We start from the raw sequence: 17797 nt of genomic DNA on the forward strand, positions 1-17797 counted from the left end.
TTATTTTTTACCGCGCAGAATTATGAAATACCCAACGATTTGGTATAAGGATTTCACGCGCCATTCTCAACGTTCGCGTGACGCGTTATTGAAATCACTCGCTACTATCAAGGCATGTGTTAAAGACCATTTTGTGGCCTCTGCTCCCGGATTGATTTTGCTGGATACTACGGATACCTCCGACGCCGTCTGTGGTTTATTGGAAGAAGCGTTTCAGCGGCATGAGCGAACGATAGTGGTGATTTTTGACAACGAGATGTACCGCTCGGAAGTGATCTGGGAGTTGCTGTTTGCGGGAGCATCAAAAGTGTATGATTTTGAACATACTCCGCTGATTCATCAGGTTATTGAAGAGCAGCTTAATCGTTGGCACACGATTGAGGGGTTGATGCAAACCGATTTTGTGAAAGAAAATCTCGTCGGGGAGTCTGCCATTTGGAAAAATACCCTTCGTGAAATGATCGAAATTGCGACGTATTCAGAATCTTCGGTATTAATTATCGGAGAAAGTGGCACTGGTAAAGAGATGCTTTCTCGATTGGTTCATCATTTTGATCCACGTCGTCCCAAAGGAAATATAGTGCTGGTAGATTGTACTACGATTTCGCCAGAACTCTCAGGAAGTGAGTTTTTTGGGCACGAAAAGGGGGCTTTCACAGGCGCCGTCAATGCCCGTGAAGGCGCGTTTTCATTGGCCAATAATGGTACTCTCTTTTTGGATGAAATCGGCGAATTACCCCTACGCTTACAGGCGGAGTTATTGCGGGTGATTCAGGAAGGTATGTACAAACCCATCGGAGATAATTTTTGGAAAAAAACAATTTTCCGGTTAGTGGGTGCCACCAATCGACTGCTGGACCAAGAGGTTCGTAACGGAAGATTTAGGCTAGATTTGTATTATCGCATCTCGTCGTGGGTTTGTAAAGTGCCATCTTTGGAAGAACGACGCGAAGATATACCGCTTTTGGCGCAGCGTTTTTTTGAAAAATCTTTCCAAAAAAGGGATTTGCCGTCTATTGATGCTTCACTTATGGCTTATTTGACCTGCCGCTCTTACCAAGGCAATGTGCGTGAATTACAACAATTAATTCAGCGGATTGCCAATCAGCATGTAGGCAAAAGCCCGATTACATTGGCCGATATTCCGAGTCTTGACCGCCCTGAGCGCCAGATTTTGGTAGAATCGTTGCCTTCTTCATACGATGAGTATCAGAATGCCATTCAGAAGATACTAGAACGTGGGTTGAACTTGCGAGAATTGAGGGATTTGACCACCCAAACGGCGATTGAATTGACATTGCGTCGGGAGAAAGGGCGTGTGGCTCAGGCGGCCAATCGTTTAGGTATTACGAGCCGGGCCATTCAGTTTCGGAAAACCCGAAAACAAGAGGAGTAACGGCTAATCTTCTGGACGATGCTCCAATGCCTTAGAATCAATCAAGTATTCGGAACGATAATAATGCCGATGAAACAGGAATATCCCAGAGCCGAGGCACAAGGCGACAATCACGAAAATGGGTACTCGAAACATAACCACAAAGTAGAGCGCAATGAATGTGTAGATACCAAGCTTTAGCAAATGCTCCATGGTATGGTGTTTCTGTAAAAAACGCCCGAAAATCAGCCATAGCAGACTGATTAGCAGCCCAAACCACTCAACTATATACAAAAAACCTATTCCTTTGGGGAGGTAACGAAACAAAAAAAGTGTTTCGGGGAGCATAAGTAACGCAAATAGACCGCTGTATTTGTAGAATCGCTGCGCCAATGTAAAGGGAAGGTTGCGGAGCATGGGTAGCTGTACATGTTCAAATTCATATAAATGCAGCAGTAACACGACTTGCACCATGCCAATGGCAGCTCCTGCGAGCGAAAACAGGCGCTCATCGTAGCTATCGGTGGGGTAGATTTTACAAACTCCCACGACCACCATGCAGGTAAAAACCTTGGTCAAAAACAACAAAATGGGCGCTTTATTGAATAAATATAGCACAAAATACGACCAATAGGGCTTCGTAAATCGGCGATTGAAAAAAACCGAAAGTTGATTGAGACGGGTATCGGGATTGGGGCGAAACAGTCGGTATTCGTACGCCCATACGCCTGTAAGTGGCAAAATCAGTAAATAACCAGCCGTAATAATGACGGCTTCGGGTTGGCCTAGTTTCCAGCCATAATAACCCACAAAAGCGGCATACGCCAACACGGGTAGCCAAAGCATCATTTGGATGCCCCAGAGTAAAAGCCAACGGGTGGATTTGGGAATCAATACCAATTCAAACAGAAATGAGTGAGAGTCCCACAAGAAACGTTGCCGCACAAAAAAGAGCGTTTTAAGGTGGTACAACGCCCAAAGCCCAAAAACCAACAGCAGCAAAAAAGGGGAGGCAAACACGTAGGCCGACAGGGCAATGTGGTCTTCGGGGCGAAGAATACCAAACCCAAACATCAGGCTCAAAAACAAAAAGCCTGTGTTTTGGCGGTAATATTCCCTAACGAGGGTTTTATAGAGGGTGTTCCAAAGTGAAAGCAAGGGATGAACGGGGATTGGGAACTGAAAATGTGAAACCGAAAAACTGAAAAACCGCAAACTGAAAAACTGAAAAATACAAAACCGAAAAAGGGGGCCACTACGGGGTGCTTTGCGTCTGCGCAGTATTTAACCGAATGTACTTAGGGCCGATAAGTCGGAATGGATTCTGCGTGGATTGATTGATTTTTAACTCGGAAAACAGTTTGAATCGGCAGTTTCTCAAACATAAAATCCTGATGGGATGATAACAGAAAACTGACTCCTTGGGCGTGGTAATCGCGGACAAGTTCGTATACTTTCAACACCGTAGAATCGTCAATTGTAATGAGTGGTTCGTCCAAAATAATTACTTTAGGATTGCCCAAAAATGCCAATGCCAACGACGTTTTTTTAAGCATTCCGCTGGAGTAAGTTCCCGAAGGTTGATATAAAAACGGCTCTATTCCGAGGGTGTCAATGAGTTGGTCTACCTGCTCGGCTTTGGCTTGCTTGGCGGTTGCCACGAATTGAATGAGGTCGTTGGCCGTTAAAAACTCAGGATAATCGGGTTCAGCCTCGCCATAGTTGATGCTGAGGCGGTAGGCGGTGTGGGCGCGGCGGATGTCCATTCCGCCGAGGGTAATTTCGCCCTCAAACGGCAACATCCCCGCCAAGGTTCTGAAAAAAGTGGTTTTCCCCGAGCCATTTGCCCCTTTAAACCAGTGGATGCCTTCTGTCAAAACCAAGTCGGGCACTTGGATAACCAAATGCCCGCCGTAGGATTTTTTAAGATTTTTAATGACAATCATGTGCTGCGAGGTGAGATAAAAAAACAAAAATAACGTAACTCTACTTTGCTACTGCACCTGTGAGATTACTTTTTGTTCTTTTCGGGTACGGGCCACGGCCAGAACGTGTTTGCCGATTTTAACGCCGCAGCGATTTCCTTCATCACAGCCCGAACGGTAGTGAATTCCGCCGTAAAGTCGGCTGATATTAACACTCATTGCGGCATCTCTGAACGATTTAAAGGACAATACCCCGTGTCCATGTTTGAATTCAGTAGAATCAGTGAAAGCAATGGAATCTCCGTGAACAAAACTCAACACCTCAGCGGCGGCGGCTGAAATAGTACTGTGCCCGCTGGTGTATTCAGGAAAAGGCGGAGTTTGCAGAAAAGGTTGCCATTTGGGGTCAATATCGGTATTGATAACCGTTTCTGGACGCACTTTTCGGGTGCGGTATTTTTCTTCCCAACAACCAATAAACCCGTCAATCAACGCAATGGAAGTGAGGGCGTATCCTTCAACGCTTTTGTCAAAAGAGGCTTTGGTCTTTCTCGAAACCGTTTCATGAATGGCTAGCCAGTGTCCGCCGGGGGTCATTTTTTTATTGGCAAACATCACGTGCCCTACCACATTCATCACAAATGGATTGTCATCCCAAAACCAAGCAATCCGTTTTTGTTCATCGGTAAGGTTTTTACCTACTTCATATACCTCACGGGTTTCGCGCCAAAATTCACTGTTTTTATCCTTGGTCCACATGGGCGGGCGAGGGGGCATGAATTGGGTGGCGGAGTCGAGGGTTATTGTTCTGATTTTGTGCCATTCAGGCTCACAGGCATCCGCGTAAGCGGGTGGGGTGGGGACCCAAGTGCCAGGTTCGTTGGTGACTGTAAACCGGATGCCTCGGGTTTGTTTATAACGATCTTTTGAGGAGTACCGCATTACGTGCGCGGCCACGCTGTCGCCGTAGGCCAGGGAGTTTTCAATGACCTCGCTGGGCACGCCCATGTCCTCGTATTTTTTGTAAAATTCTTTTTCGTATTCGTCAAAAAAACTAGCCGAAAAAGTAAGGTTTCTGGCTACTTTCAGAAAAGCTCGCGTACTGGCCAACGGAAAGCAATATTCCTTGTCGGCATCTGGAGCGGTCGGGGCGGTAAAGTCTTTGAGTTTTCCACCCAATGATTCATAAGCAGGATAGCCAGGAACCATTGCTTCATAGCCCGCAAGGTTGGCGTATACATAAATGCGACTCGCCACCGGGGGCTTGAAAATGTCGTGAATGATAACTTCTGTAAGCAATTCGACCGATTGATGATAGAGTTCAGGGTCAGCGGCTTTGGCGTTATATTCTTCGGGAGGTAATTTGGGCTTACAGGCACTCATCAGCAAGTAAACGACTCCCACGCTTACCAGTAAAGACTTTTTCAACATAGCTTCTGAAAAAAATCAAAATTAAAATTCAAAAAAACATACCTTCAGGATGCAAATTTACGAAACGATACCGTCAATAAATTGATTTTTATCAGTTATTTAGGCCGCCACTATTAGGCGTAGGTCTATATACGAAAAAAGCCGCTATTTGATGAGCGGCTTTTTAACACACGTATTCCGTTGTCTTTATTTTTTTATTTTCTTGGCTGTATACGGAACACACATTACGATGCAGCAGTTAGCACTGGCCTCTATAATGATGGGGCAGCATCCCTCCGCTGGGCAAGTGCCTGAACTTGAGGTGTATGTGTATGTTCCGCTTTCTTCCAATAACACCTGGTTTCCCTGAGCGATAGCCGTGTTAGAGCCAGTTTTGAACCATTGTACGCCCGTAAATTGTCCAGGGATGGTCAGCAGGGCTTTTTCCCCACCGCAAAGTTTGATGGGTACGCTAAAACATTGACGGTCTAGGTCATCTTCTGATTCTGATTGATTGAAAGGCGTACTGTCTACATCCTTTTCGTTGGCCTTGCTGATTTCGGCGGTATTGAACCACACGCCCTGTGCTACCACTTTTACTTTGATGGTCAAGGCTACCGTATCTCCGTTTATACCAATAGCGCCGATGGTCCATTTGGAGGTTAGGGGATCGTAACTGCCAGCGGTTGTATTGTTAGATAGGCGCTTGGTGGAGCTACTGAGATACTGTACACCCGCGCTGAGGGAGTCGATGACCTCTACACCCGTGGCAAAACTGGTGTTTTCGTTCCATACTTTGATCGTGTATTGAAGGGTATCGCCGATTTGTACAAGTTTTTTACTGATTGATTTTTTGAGTTTTAAATCAATGAGGCTATCGCAATCCTGTACAGTTACGATAATCGGGGTTCTCAATACACTGATTCCACCGCAATTTTGGGTAGTTCCGCGTGCTTCTACGTAGAATGTATCGGTGACACTGGCGGTGCCAGCAGGCTTATAACTTAACACTCCCGTGGCTATTGCGGAGCCGCCCGTGGCGTTGGCGTACCAATCGGCAGTTACCCCGCTCAATACGTTTACTTTTAATGTTGGAATTGTATCACCTGCACAGGCAAATACATTCGGGCTGATAGCCACTGGGGCAGCGGGGGTACAGTTACACGCTGCAGGGGCTAAAATGGTGGTGTCAAACTTACAGATTGAGGTCAGACTGTCCGTGATTTTCAAACTTATCGTTGGAGGAATATTGCTTACGGTATAAGGACCATTTCCGCTGCCCGTTAGGGTGCCAGCATTGACTTTGATGGTGCCGTTTTTCTGGGTTACGTTAAACGTTACGCTGTAGGATTTCTTGTCGGGTGCACAGGCGGGTGCTGTAAATGTAAAACTCGTTTTCAAGCAGGCAGGAGGGCAGGGGAATTCGCCAACAAAAGGGTAATTATGCACTTCACCCCCAGATGCTTCGTGGGTAAGGTTGCCGCCTACCACCAATCGACCGTCAAAATTACCTCCCGATAAAGTCGCGTTTCCGTTTGGAATAATGGCCGAACCATAAAAAGTACCTATAAACGTAACGTTTGTAGCTTGGTGAAAATTAAAGAGTAACCGAAACAAAGAGGGAGAACCTGCCGCTGGCGTAACTGCATTTACCAAGGGCATTTGAACGTTTGTGTGGGTCGAGCCGCTCACGTTTACCACGACGGAAGCACCAGAGGGGATATTTTTAAACACAAAGTTCTTCCAACTTGACACATTGAAGACTTGCACCGACGAGCTGTTGTCTCCAATCAATGTATCTCCGCTCAGGGTTCCAGTAGGGGTAAGCGTAGCCCAATAGAGGCTTTTGGTAGAAATATCGATTAAACAACTGTCGATGTTTAGTCCTATTCCGCCCATCCCAAGACTATCGGTGACGGTGATGGAATTGGGCAAATTGCTCTGATACGTGCCACCCATCGCTACGCCTGTTCCGCCCACCCCGAACATATTGGTCGAGCCTGTGATGGTGCCACCAATCAATAAGGCTGGTAAATTGGTGGAGGCTATCACGTAGGTTCCGCCGCCTGAGGTGCCAATTCCATAATAAGAGTTGTAAGGAATGCTTGGGTTGCCAAGGATTAAATTGCCCTTAATGGCCACACGCCCTTCGATTTCGGCGGGTACACCTTGGCCTCCATCTTTTACGTTGAAATTACCACCAACCAATACGTTAAAGACTTGACTGTAGGCTCTGACTTGATTGTTTGGCCAATTGAACGGAAGGGGGAGATAAGTGGTATTGATAGGGTAGCCGCTTTGGTTGTTGTCTTGAATTAAGTCATTGTTGGCGTCGGGTGCTAATGTTAGCGGAGGGCAGTCGACACCAACACATCCGGTCAACTTAGTTCCCAGTCCGCAGTTTTGTGCTTGCGCTCGGGATAGACCTGAACTTAGTAAAAAATAAGCCATCACGAAAGACGATAATAGATTTAAAAATGTCCTTACAGTTAAAGCTTTTGGGTTAGATAGTCGGTGTTGCATTGCCTTGGTTGTTTTAATTTCAGCTTCAAACCAAGGCTTCTCAACAAATGTGCCATTTTTTTAAAATGGGTTAATTTTTTATATACTTTTATCCCTATGTGTTTATTTTATTGAATATTTAGGGCTAAAAATGGTTTTTAAAGATAAAATGGATATTTACTTTGATTTGAGCTTCTTTGTGGGTGAGAATCGGGAGATACGACAATCAGTATCCCTTGTTGCGCGGGTTTTATGCGCTAGATTTTGTAGTTTATTGTTCTAATAAAAAAAAGCATTCGTTACGAATTCGGGCTGTTGCTTAATTTATTCAACCCTTTCATAATCAAAGTTTACGGCAGAGCCTTCTCTGGAAAATCGTTTAAAAAGTTGTAATTCTAAAAACAAAAACGTATTTTTCACCAAGCTAAAACGAACAACGCAACGTTTTAGATAAACAAAACGTAATCAATCAATATTAAACCACTTACATCGTTTGGTAGAAAAAATAATTTCCTTGGAAGATGTGTCACTTGTTGACTTTCTCGGCGTAGAAAACAACCACATCAAAGAAGTTGCTGCCGCTTTTCCAATGAGTAAAATCATTTCACGCGGCAACGAAATACGTGTAATGGGCACTCAGCCCGAGATTATCCGCATCAGCGATATTCTGGAGTCCCTTCTGCAACATTACCAGAAATACGGCAAAATCACCAACGAAAATGTACGTCATTACCTGACCGCCAACGGAGGTTCCGTGGCGCCGCCGCACGTATTGGAGGACGAAAAAGACGTGATTTTGTACGGTACCAAAGGAGTGGTAGTGAAGGCCAGAACCGCCAATCAGCGGTTGATGGTGGAAAAAGCGGCCGAAAGCGATTTACTGTTCGCTATTGGGCCCGCAGGAACGGGTAAAACCTACACCGCAGTAGCTATCGCGGTGCAGGCTTTGAAAGAGAAAAAAGTAAAAAAAATCATTATTACTCGTCCAGCCGTGGAGGCGGGAGAAAATTTAGGGTTTTTGCCGGGCAATCTGGAAGAGAAAATTGATCCGTACTTGCGCCCTATTTATGACGCGCTTGACGATATGATTTTGGGTGAAAAATTGAAGTTTTACCTTGAAAATCGAATTGTCGAAATTGCCCCCCTTGCGTACATGCGCGGGCGAACCCTAAATAATGCTTTTATCCTGCTCGATGAAGCCCAAAATACGACCCCTTCGCAGATGAAGATGTTTTTGACGCGGATGGGCCCCAGTTCAAAAGTGATTATCACGGGCGATAAAACCCAGATAGATTTACCGAAAAATCAAAAGTCCGGTTTGAAAGATGCGCTTGAAACCCTGAAAGATGTAAAGGGGATTGCCTTTGTCGAGCTTGATGGACGTGATGTAGTGCGCCACCGCCTCGTCAAAGACATTTTGGATGCATATGAAAAGAAAGAGAAAGAGTAGTGAGCAGTTGGCAGTGAGTGGTCGGATAAAAAGACGCCTCACTGCCAACCGTTTTCTTCGTGTTTTTTTACTTCTGAATTTTTTACACCTTGCTTCTTACGCGCAGCGCTGTGCTGCCGTTCAATATGATTCAGCCATTGCGAAGCGCTACCCTTATTGGCGCCTAAAACGCACAATGCTTGAAGATTCCATTCAATCTTATTTAAAAAATGCTGCCACCGACCGCAGGGCTCGGCAAGCGGTGCTTTGCGCCCAAGTGCGTATCCCCGTGGTAGTGCATGTGGTCCATAACAATGCCGCCATGACGATTGGTGGGCGTGAAAATGGCAACATCTCGGATGAGCAAATTTTGGCTCAAATCAGAACCCTAAACGAAGACTACCAACGAAAGTCTGGAACGCGCGGCTTTAATACCAACCCCGTGGGAACTAATACGGGGATTGAATTTTATTTGGCCAATGAAGACCCCGACGGGAATCCAACCAACGGAATTACGCGTCATTATTACAGCGCTAAAAGCACTTTTGATATATTCACTGACGACCAAACGCTCGCTGATATTGTCAGTTGGCCCACCGACCGCTACCTCAATATTTGGGTTAGCCGATTTGGGAATAATTACCTGGGAATCGGGCAGTTTCCATCGGCCACTGGCGTGAAAGGGCTAGACAGTGCCAATGAGCTATTAGAAAAAACGGATGGGGTTTTTATTGACTACAAAGTTTTTGGTTCGGGCGGGGCAGTAACGAGTAAATTGTACAGCCTTGGACGTACCACCACCCACGAAGTGGGGCATTGGCTTGGATTGATTCATACATGGGGAGACACCGATTGCGGCGATGATTATTGTGCTGATACTCCCCCCGCTCAGTCGGGCAATCAGTCAACCAACTGCGGGCCGTTGTTTTCTACCTGTTCGGGTGTTCGTACCCGCAACATGACCGAAAACTACATGGATTATTCGCCTGACTCCTGCATGAATATCTTTACCGTCAACCAGAGTGAACGAATGATGGCCGTGATTGAAAAAGCCCCCCGTCGGGCGCGGCTGGTCAAATACTGGTGTTCAAAAGTCCCTTTTGGAGACACGTTTGACGTGAAAGTGTTCCCGAACCCTGCCTCCGACCAAGTAAATATTCAAATCAACGTTACTGAATTTACGGATTTTGAGGTTGAATTGTACAGCATAACAGGACAATTGGTAGGCAATCAAAAATTTACTGATTATCCAAGTTGGTTGGTTACGTTTCCAACGACAAATATTTCTCCTGGGGTTTATATAGTACGGGTTAAGACTGAAAAAGAGACAGTTAGTAAACGCTTGGTCATTACGCGATGAATGTTTTGCTGCGTTGTTGTATCGCTTTCTGTTGTGGAATCCTTCTGCACAAGGCGCTTCCCGAACATTGGTTGCCCGTCATCAACGGGCCAATCATAGGCGGCGTTGCCGTTGCCTTCATTGCCTTTTTTTTCTTGGTTCTTTCTTCGCGTGGCAATCGTTATTGGTCAGGAACGTTGATGCTAATACTCTTTGCGGGATTGGGTTGGTTGCGAACGCCGCAGACTGTTTTGGGAAAAGATTGGTCACAACTGACGGCTTACGAAGCCGTGGTGCTTTCGCCGCCCGAAACCCGCGCCAAAACCTACAAAGTTGAGGTTGAATTACGTCGGTGCAAAGTGGAAAACGGCTGGCATTCAATGCAAGGTAAGGTCCTGATTTACCTTGATAAAATGGCGGAAAAACCACGCTATGGGCAAGTTTTGTTGGTTAGGGGCCAGCCTCGGCGGGTGGAGCCGCCGCAAAACCCTGCGCAGTTTGATTACCAAAAATTTCTGGGTCAAAAACAAATTTATCATCAGCACTACCTGAAAGCCACTGATTTTTTATTCACGGGTGACTATCAGGGTGTATGGTATAAAAGCTGGGCTTTTGCCGTAAGCGAGTGGAGTGATGCAGCATTGCGGCGGCTCGTTGTTCCTGACCGTGAATATGCCGTTGCGAAAGCGATGATTTTGGGACTTCGTGATGAGATGGACAGCGAACTGATTCAGTCGTATTCGGCGGCTGGGGCCGTGCATGTACTGTCGGTATCGGGTTTTCACATCGCCATTTTTATTTCGATTTTGACTTTTATGCTCAAACGCTTGGAGAAACGCCGCTACGGGCGATGGCTATCGTTGGGTATTACGCTCGTTACCATGTGGTTTTATGCGGTGCTCACGGGCCTGTCGGCCCCCGTGATTCGTTCGGCGCTTATGTTTACGATTTTCTTGCTGGCAAGTCCTTTGAAGCGCAAAGAAAATGGCGAAAATGCCCTCTTTGGCTCCGCCCTCATTTTGTTAGCCATTGATCCGCTACTTTTGTTTTCCGTGAGTTTTCAGCTTTCATACGCGGCACTGGGGGGGATTATTTTTCTTCAACCTGTTTTGTATCAGTATTTTACCCCAAAAACATGGTTGGTGGATAAATTATGGGAAATGACCACCGTAGCTATCGCTGCCCAATTCATAACCTTTCCAATTGCCGTTTATTATTTTCATCAATTTCCGACGTATTTTTTGTTGGCTAATCCTTTTGTGGCGTTTTTGGCTACCGCTATGTTGCCAGTTGCGATGGTAGCGCTGGTACTTTCGTGGGTACCTTACTTATCGGTTCTCCTTGGTTGGGGGCTGACTGGAATTACATGGTTATTGAATGAAATCGTGATTTGGACCGATTTGTTGCCCTTTTCTACCCTTGAAGGTTTGTCTTTGTCGGCAGTCGAACTGGGCTTGATGTACGGAATTATGGCCATGTTATTGGCATTGGTGTATTACCGTGAAGTTCGTTGGGGAGGATATGCGCTGGCCTTGAGTGCGTTGCTGTGTATATTGCAACTGAAGGAGATGGTCCATTTTAATCAACAAAAGTTTGTGGTCGTTCATTCCGTTTCCCGTCAATCGGTCATTAGCTTGGTAAATGGGAAGGAGGCTGTGCTGCTCGCTGATTCTGCTTTTTTTCAATCAAACCAACAACCATTCAACTTTTACCTCAAGAATTTTTACGACGAACGAAACGTACGCTCCATTCAACAACAACCGTTGGCTTCATCCGTGTACCCATCCCGTTTTGTTAAAAATTTACCTTTCGGCAAGCTCATCGTTTGGCACGGAAAAAGCCTTTTGCTCGTTGAAAAATCGGTGCAGACCACAATTCCTCCTGTGGTAGATTACGTGGTTATTCGAAATACAGCTTTTCGAAAAGTAGAAGACCTTCTTCCCGTTTTTGGTAATCAAAAGCTCATTTTTGATAATTCCAATAAATTTTACGCGTTGGAAAACCTCCGTAAACAAGCCAAAGAGCTGGGCCTTCCGTGGTATTTTATTCACAATCAAGGTGCATTTTTGGCTTTTTTATAAGATATAATTAAATATTTCAAAGAATATTTCAGGTCAATTTGTATTTATAAAAACAGTTGCTTTACATTTGCATACTAAATCAATAGATATAAAGTGTTAATACTTCCTGTACTCTATCCAGTATGAGTATTAAGCTTTAACTAACCATTTGAATAATTGTATTTTTTAAAAAACTACTAAATCTATATTATTACTCTTTATGAAAAATTTCTTCCCACCTAGTTTAATCAGTCTGTTATTTGTGGCTGTTTCTGCTTTTTTTCCTTCTTATTTATCCGCTCAAAATACTCCAATGATTAATGCGACGGTATCGGGCAAAATACTCGATGCCCGTAGCGGTACTCCTTTGATTGGCGCGACGGTATCAATCAAAGGCACCACCAACGGCGCGGCGACCGACGTGAATGGAGAATTTGCGCTGATTACGGGCCAAAAACTTCCTTTCATCCTCCTTGTATCGTCGGTAGGTTATTTAAAAAAAGAAGTTCTGATTAGTGACAGCAAAGTAGAAATCAAACTCGAAGAAAGTACTAATCAACTTTCGGATGTGGTAGTAACCTCCCGCCGCCGTCAAGAAGCGGTGCAGGATATTCCGATTCCGATTTCGGTTATCAGAGGCGTAACGGTAGAAGACCAAGGAGCTTTTAACGTAAACCGTTTGAAAGAATTGGTGCCTACGGTTCAGTTTTATGCATCAAATGCACGGAATACAACGCTCAATATCAGAGGTTTAGGGTCTACTTATGGTTTGACCAACGATGGTATCGACCCTGGGGTTGGTTATTATGTCGATGGCGTATATTATGCCCGCCCCGCGGCTACGGCACTTGATTTTATTGACATAGACCAGGTAGAAGTGCTGCGTGGCCCTCAGGGAACATTGTTTGGCAAAAACACCACGGCGGGAGCATTTAACGTAACGTCTCGTGCGCCAAGTTTTGACCCCACCGCTAGCTTCGAACTAAGCTATGGCAACTATGGCTACATTCAGGCAAAAGCGTCTATCTCTGGGCCTTTAAGCAAAAAACTTGCGGCAAGGGTTTCGTTTGTCGGTACCCAAAGAGATGGCTTATTGTACAATACCCGCACCCAAACCAATATCAATGATATTAATAATATTGGGGTGAGAGGTCAGTTTTTATACAAACCTACCGACAAGATAAATATTACGTTTATTGCCGATGTTACTGATCAAAACCCTGTGGGGTACGGATGGCCAGTGGCCAAAGTAGTGACGACCAAACGTGCCGCTTACCGTCAATTCAATGCTATTATTGCTGATTTAAATTACCAACTTCCTTACCAAAGCGCTTTTGAAAGGACATTGGACTTAGATACTCCTTCAAAAGCAGGTAACGAACTGGGCGGATTGTCGTTGAACGCTGATTTTAAAATTGGAAAAGGTACCTTGACTTCTACCACCGCTTGGAGATATTGGAAGTGGGATCCTTTGAACGACCGTGATTACACGGGTTTAAATTCTTTTTCTATCTCTGCTGGAACCTCTGCCCACGACCAGTTTTCCCAAGAACTTAGATATTCGGGTCAAATAAATGATAAAATAAGCGGGGTAATTGGGGCCTTTGGCTTGTGGCAGGATTTGAGGACGGACCCTGTTCACACCGAAGAAGCGGGCTCGGCACAATGGCGTTTTGCCCAAAGCTCCACGAGTGCTCTTTGGAAAACGCCCGGTTTGTTTGACAACTTCGGCATAAAAACTACCTACGGCATAAAGAGTTCGAGTGTGGCATTGTTTGCCCAGGCTGACTGGGCGATTACTGACAAATTGCACATTTTGCCTGGCATTAGATACAACAATGACACCAAAAAAGCGAACTACAGCCGAGTAACGTATGGTGGTTTGACTACGACTGACCCCGCTTTGTTGGCCCTGAAAAACGGGGTTTACAGCAACCAAACCTTTGATATAGATGCTTCCGAAGGCAATTTTTCGGGTCAGTTGACCTTACAATACAAATTCAATAAAAACGTCAATGCCTTTGGCACGTATTCACTCAGCTACAAACCTATTGGCATAAACGTGGGTGGTTTGCCAACAGCTAGTGGCCGAGTCTTGACTGAGCTGGCAACGGTAAAACCAGAAGCGGTTTCTCATGTTGAATTTGGTATCAAAACCAAACCAACGTCCAACTCTGTATTGAACGTTGTGTTTCACAATACCGACATAAAAGATTATCAAACGCAAGTACAAACGCCTGAACCGGGGGTAAACCGAGGGTATTTGGCCAATGCCGAACAAGTAAGGGTGATTGGTTTGGAAATAGACGGTAACATCAGGGTAAATAATCACGTGACCTTCACTGGTGCCTTTGCTTATACCGATGGTAAATACGTCAAGTTTACCAATGCCCCTGTGCCCATCGAAGAAGTAGGAGGAGACCGGGCATTTAAAGATATATCGGGTGGTGTACTGCCTGGAATTTCAAAATATGCGGGTTCGTTTGGTACGGAGCTAACGGGAAGAGGTAATTTATTGGGCCTAAAAGGTAACTTCTTTGGTGGGCTTGATGTTTACTATCGTTCTACGTTTTCTTCAAGCCCTTCTCCCTCACAATTTTTAGACATTGAAGGTTATGCATTAGTAAATAGTAGAGTGGGTTTCAGGGCTTCCAATGGTATTTCGTTTTTTGTATGGGGTAGAAACTTGGGTAACAAGGATTATTACGAGCAGCTTTTGGTGGCACCGGGTAGCGCAGGACAAATTGGGGGGATTTTAGGAGATCCACGTACCTATGGCGTGACTTTGAGATATACTTTTTAATTAAATAACCAATTGGCTGTCAGGCAGTTTTGTTAATAACATAAAACTGCCTGACAGCTATCAAAAAGCAACTTTCGAGCGTTATAAGAATTTAACCTTTTAAACAGCCAAGACAATGCAAACACAAAAACATCATCACACCCGCCTCACCCATTTGGAAATATTGGGTTTTGATCGGGTAGGTTTTGTCGAAGAAGTTACTCGTTTTATTGCCGATTACGGACACATCATCAGTGCTAAGTTTGAAGCAGATGGTGTTCGTTCTCAAGGCTCATTAAGTATAATACTTGACAATAACGAGCGCTTGGACAGCCTACTTGTGCGCTTGAAAGCCATTACGGGATTGGTGAAAGTCAAACCAATTGTGTAAAAAAAACTATAATTATTGCCTTGCATATTCGGAATATTGTGACTGCATTTTAAAGTTTACTAATGTGAAAAAAATATATTTGTCATTGATAATAAGTGCTTTAGGTTTGTCTGGGTACGGTCAGGTTACCAAACAGGTTAAAAACAGTGAGCAGATTTGGCTGGGTTATTTTAATCAAACTCGATTGAGTGAAAAGTGGGGCCTGTGGACTGATGTGCATTTTCGTACTACTGATGGTTTTGTGGGGGAGCCGTCCAAATTTTTATTTCGGACTGGATTGATGTACTATTTAACCGACGATTTTAAACTGACCAACGGTTACAATTTTACCAATCATTTTCCCGAAGAAGGTCATGCCAACGTATCTATGCCCGAACACAGAATATGGCAGCAGCTTCAGCTCCACACCAAATACGGCAAAGTACGTACCATGCAATGGCTGCGCTTGGAAGAGCGCTGGCGACGAAACATTAAGAATGATAACGAGCTAGCCGCTGGTTACCGTTTTGACACCCGCCTGCGATTCAATTACATGCTTAATATTCCGTTGAGTAAGAAAGGTATTGTTTCGAATACATTTTTTGTGGCAATTAACGACGAAATATTTGTTAATCTTAGCCGAAAAGTAGTGTATAATACATTCGACCAAAATCGGTTTTTTGCGGGATTAGCCTACCAAACCAGTGCTCATTCTAACCTTCAATTGGGATACATGAATGTTTATCAACAGCTAGGAGTTGGTAATCGCTACCAAAATTCGCATACAATCAGGCTGTTTTATTTTCAGAATTTAGACATACGTAAGAATAAAAAAGTGCACTAAAACCATACAAATCAACATTTTGCTTTTGTTATCTCTCTGTCATTCATTCTTGTCAATAAAAATGCTTAATAGATAGAAAAAGTAGGTAAATATTGGCCTCATTTATAATTTGAGAATCCGTAAAAAGTATATAAAATGAAATCAATCATCAAAATCGTAGGTGAAGACTACATTATATCTTCTCTGCCAAAATCGTATCAAAAAATTCAACCCTTAAAAAACCGAGACACCCTTCCTGTGGTTCGCATCAATTTAGAATTAGGTGTTTGGCAACATCTTCCGTCGAGCTTGCAGACCGCCGGTACGATGTATCTTCATCAGTTGTTGCAGGATGGGCCGTTGGTGATTAGTACTTACAGTCCCGACTGGAATGGGTACGGAGAGCGCCACCTAAAACTCCTCAACGGTATTTATCCGCGTATCCGTGCGCTTGGTGGAAATTTGCTCGTGCTGACTACGGAGTACTATAAAAACATCGTCCACACGATTCAAGAACATGACCTTGGGTTTAATATAGTGCAGGATTATGAAAACAGAATCAGCGAAGCGCTGGGCGTTTATTCTAAATACGAGCCCGTCTGGGACCGAATTGCGGGTATCTCAGAAGATGTGCCTTTTGCGGCCACGTTTGTGGTCAACGCCGACCGTCGCATTGTGTACGACTACGTTGACCGTGATTTTGAGTATGTTGTCTCCGATAAAGAAATTGAAAAGGCGGTTAAAATTGCACGATTATTTGGGTAAATAAGACTAATCAAGTAATACTTAAATTGAGTCACTGTTCTTTTTTTATTGACACGCAATTTTTGCATTTTGTACGTCAGTATACTCTTTTACAAGCGCAATTCTTAAACCTAATCAGAAATGAAAGTTTCTTTAGAATTTAAACTTATTTTTTGTCTGTTCTCAATCTTGATTTTGACGGGGTTTCAGCGGATTTCTGACGATAACACCTACGTAAATGACCTTAAAACATGGCATCAAAAACGCATTGAAGGCCTCAAAGCCGAAAATGGTTGGTTAAATTTAGCGGGCCTGTTTTGGTTGGAAGAAGGCAAGAACAGTTTCGGAGCCGATGCTAAAAACAACGTAGTCTTTCCCGCGGGGAAGAGCGCACCCTTGCTGGGCTATTTTACTCTCAAAAACGGCGAAGTTTGGGTTGATATTGAACCCAATGCGAAGGTATCGGTCAATAAAAAACCTGTTAACTCGCTTAAAATTTTTCCTTCTGAACCTAACATCGTACTCGAAAGCGGCTCTTTGCGGTGGTTTGTGATTAAGCGCGGGACTAAATTTGGGATACGTCTTCGGGATTTAGAGAGTCCAGAATTACGGCATTTTGCAGGCGTAAAAACCTACTCAATTGACCCCAAATGGCGCATAGAAGCCAAACTAGAACCAGCGACAACTGATAAAAAAATCGCGATTACGGATGTAACAGGCCAAACATCGCTGCAAGCGTCTCCCGGTACGTTGGTTTTTACTGTTGATGGAAAAGAACACCGTTTGGATGCCGTAGAAAGTGAAGAGCAATTATTTATTCTTTTTGCCGATCAAACCAGTGGCAAAGAAACCTACGGAGCAGGGCGTTTTTTGTACGCCGAAAAGCCAAACGAACGCGGAATCACCGTTCTGGATTTTAATAAATCCATCAATCCACCTTGTGCATTTACGACTTTTGCCACCTGTCCGTTGCCACCCAAGCAAAATCGCTTATCTATTGCGGTGACGGCGGGAGAGAAAAACTATGGAAATCATTAA

At 44.4% G+C, this 17797-nt stretch carries 13 protein-coding genes; 9 read left to right on the forward strand and 4 right to left on the reverse strand.

What is annotated here, in order from left to right:
* Positions 1-22 precede the first annotated feature (22 nt).
* The gene (locus tag NCI00_RS11245) at positions 23-1396 is read left to right on the forward strand and encodes a sigma 54-interacting transcriptional regulator (protein WP_253527514.1); all 1374 of its coding nucleotides are present in this window, start codon (positions 23-25) and stop codon (positions 1394-1396) included.
* Positions 1397-1399: 3 nt separating this feature from the next.
* On the opposite strand, the gene NCI00_RS11250 is transcribed toward NCI00_RS11245, so the two are convergent.
* The 4 genes from NCI00_RS11250 to NCI00_RS11265 all read right to left on the reverse strand — a co-directional run bounded on the left by NCI00_RS11250 (position 1400) and on the right by NCI00_RS11265 (position 7161).
* The gene (locus tag NCI00_RS11250; protein WP_253527516.1) at positions 1400-2533 is read right to left on the reverse strand and encodes a hypothetical protein; all 1134 of its coding nucleotides are present in this window, start codon (positions 2531-2533) and stop codon (positions 1400-1402) included.
* A 140-nt stretch (positions 2534-2673) separates the two neighbouring features.
* A complete protein-coding gene (locus tag NCI00_RS11255; protein ID WP_253527518.1) occupies positions 2674-3321 on the reverse strand; it encodes an ABC transporter ATP-binding protein in 648 nt (215 codons plus the stop codon).
* Positions 3322-3369: 48 nt separating this feature from the next.
* Positions 3370-4731 carry a vanadium-dependent haloperoxidase gene (locus tag NCI00_RS11260; protein ID WP_253527520.1) on the reverse strand — a complete coding sequence of 454 codons (1362 nt, stop codon included), beginning with the start codon at positions 4729-4731 and terminating at the stop codon, positions 3370-3372.
* 186 nt (positions 4732-4917) lie between these two features.
* Complete coding sequence (locus NCI00_RS11265; RefSeq protein ID WP_253527522.1) at positions 4918-7161, reverse strand: choice-of-anchor A family protein; 2244 nt, start codon at positions 7159-7161, stop codon at positions 4918-4920.
* A gap of 544 nt (positions 7162-7705) precedes the next feature.
* On the opposite strand from NCI00_RS11265, the gene NCI00_RS11270 reads away from it, so the two are divergent.
* The 8 genes from NCI00_RS11270 (at position 7706) to NCI00_RS11305 (ending at position 17797) form a co-directional block, all read left to right on the forward strand.
* The gene (locus tag NCI00_RS11270) at positions 7706-8662 is read left to right on the forward strand and encodes a PhoH family protein (RefSeq protein WP_253527524.1); all 957 of its coding nucleotides are present in this window, start codon (positions 7706-7708) and stop codon (positions 8660-8662) included.
* Entirely contained in the window at positions 8640-10001 is a 1362-nt protein-coding gene (locus tag NCI00_RS11275) for a T9SS type A sorting domain-containing protein (RefSeq protein ID WP_253527526.1), read from the forward strand. Before NCI00_RS11270 ends, NCI00_RS11275 begins: the two co-directional genes overlap by 23 nt.
* The gene (locus NCI00_RS11280; RefSeq protein ID WP_253527528.1) at positions 9998-12061 is read left to right on the forward strand and encodes a ComEC/Rec2 family competence protein; all 2064 of its coding nucleotides are present in this window, start codon (positions 9998-10000) and stop codon (positions 12059-12061) included. Before NCI00_RS11275 ends, NCI00_RS11280 begins: the two co-directional genes overlap by 4 nt.
* Positions 12062-12260: 199 nt before the next feature.
* Entirely contained in the window at positions 12261-14843 is a 2583-nt protein-coding gene (locus NCI00_RS11285) for a TonB-dependent receptor (protein WP_374758837.1), read from the forward strand.
* Positions 14844-14958: 115 nt separating this feature from the next.
* Positions 14959-15213, forward strand: coding sequence for a hypothetical protein (locus tag NCI00_RS11290; RefSeq protein ID WP_253527530.1), 255 nt, complete (start codon positions 14959-14961; stop codon positions 15211-15213).
* A 64-nt stretch (positions 15214-15277) separates the two neighbouring features.
* The gene (locus NCI00_RS11295) at positions 15278-16036 is read left to right on the forward strand and encodes a DUF2490 domain-containing protein (RefSeq protein WP_253527533.1); all 759 of its coding nucleotides are present in this window, start codon (positions 15278-15280) and stop codon (positions 16034-16036) included.
* A 135-nt stretch (positions 16037-16171) separates the two neighbouring features.
* Positions 16172-16780, forward strand: a complete 609-nt coding sequence (locus NCI00_RS11300) for a redoxin domain-containing protein (protein WP_253527535.1) — start codon at positions 16172-16174, stop codon at positions 16778-16780.
* Between the two features lie 120 nt (positions 16781-16900).
* Positions 16901-17797, forward strand: coding sequence for a DUF1684 domain-containing protein (locus NCI00_RS11305; protein WP_253527537.1), 897 nt, complete (start codon positions 16901-16903; stop codon positions 17795-17797).

Origin of the sequence: Runella salmonicolor, from assembly GCF_024158025.1 — a bacterium.
Classification (GTDB): domain Bacteria; phylum Bacteroidota; class Bacteroidia; order Cytophagales; family Spirosomataceae; genus Runella; species Runella salmonicolor.